The organism is Streptomyces coryli, from assembly GCF_011044975.1.
Classification (GTDB): domain Bacteria; phylum Actinomycetota; class Actinomycetes; order Streptomycetales; family Streptomycetaceae; genus Streptomyces; species Streptomyces coryli.
The window spans coordinates 1-1,312 of record NZ_JAAKZV010000541.1 but is presented as its reverse complement, the minus strand read 5'-3'; the positions used below and the strand labels follow the sequence as shown (position 1 = coordinate 1,312).

Genomic DNA, 1,312 nt, shown 5'->3' with positions numbered 1-1,312 from the left:
ACCCCCGTGCCGGACGGGCGGTTGCCGCGGGGACACAGCTTGCTCGGCGCCCGCCCGGAGGGATGGCTTCCGTGCGAGGATTCGAGCACATTCGAAGGCTTGCGGGGGTGCTCCACCCATGCTGCAACTCACCGTCGACGCCGCCGGTTTGGCACAGTCCCGCTTCGCCGTCTCACCACTGCACGAGGTCGCCGCCACCCTGCTCCCGTGGGGCCTGCGCCCACGCCCCGGCGCCGCCCCCTGGCTCGCCCGCGCCCGCCGCACGCTGCGCCACGAACAGCTGCCGCTGCTGACAGCGTGCGCACTGATCGACCGCGGCTACGTACCCGACTTCCTGAGCCCGCACCCGGCCGGCCCCGCCCCCACCATCGACGAGGAACTGGCCCTGGTCCGCGCCACTCCGGCGGACCGGATCGTGACCGAACTGCGGGTGGTACGCGGCGGCCGCCCGCACATCGGCCTCGACGGCAGAGGCAGCGAGCTGCCGACCGTCTTACGAGAGGCCCTGGACCGGGACGGCGCAGGCATCGCCGACCAGGCAGCGGACGAGCTGCGACGCTACTGGGATCTCACCTTCGCCGCCCACTGGCCAAGGGCGAAGGCAGAGCTGGACGCGGACGTGGACCGATGCGCGGACATCCTGGCCCGACGCGGCGCCGCCGCCCTCTTCTCGACCCTGCACCCGGGCATGCGCTGGCGCGACGGGACGCTGGAGGTCGCAAGCCGGTTCTGCGGCTCCATGGACGTGCCGCACGTAGTCCTGGTCCCGTCCCTGCTCGCGCAGCGCCCCACAGTGGCAGTGGACCAGCTGGCGGGCCCGCGACTACCACCGATCCTCAACTACCCGGTCGGCGCCGGCCCCACCACCGCAGGCGACGGCCCACTGGCCGCCCTCCTCGGCACAACCAGGGCCGGCCTGCTGACCGCCCTGGACCACCCAACGACAACGACATCCCTGGCCACAGCCAACTTCCTGAGCCCGGCCACAGTCTCGTACCACCTGGGCGTCCTCCTACGAGCAGGCCTGGTCACCCGCACCCGAAAAGGCCGCTCGGTCCTCTACCGCCGCACCCCCCAAGGCAGCCGCCTCACCAACTAAGCCGCACCCGGCACCCCAGCGCGCCCACGGCCCCCACTCCCTCCGTAGCCAGCCAACCCCACTGGCACCGCGCCGGGCTGGACCCGGCAGCGCGGCCGTCACCATCCGATGCCAAGCCGCCCGTACCAGCACCTACCCAACACCAGCCTCAGCCGGAGTCGAAGCCGCAGTCCCAGCCGCCGTCCCAGCCGCAGCCCCAGCCCGATCCCTCAG

1 protein-coding gene is annotated in these 1,312 nt (G+C 72.9%); it reads left to right on the top strand.

What is annotated here, in order from left to right; genetic code table 11:
* The first annotated feature begins 118 nt into the window (after positions 1–118).
* Complete coding sequence (locus tag G5C51_RS42060; protein ID WP_165246211.1) at positions 119–1,099, top strand: ArsR/SmtB family transcription factor; 981 nt, start codon at positions 119–121, stop codon at positions 1,097–1,099.
* The last annotated feature ends 213 nt before the right edge of the window (positions 1,100–1,312 follow it).

Bases quoted from the DNA above. Each gene is read 5' to 3' on its own strand.
- G5C51_RS42060 (WP_165246211.1), top strand. From the start codon at position 119: ATGCTGCAACTCACCGTCGACGCCGCCGGTTTGGCACAGTCCCGCTTC.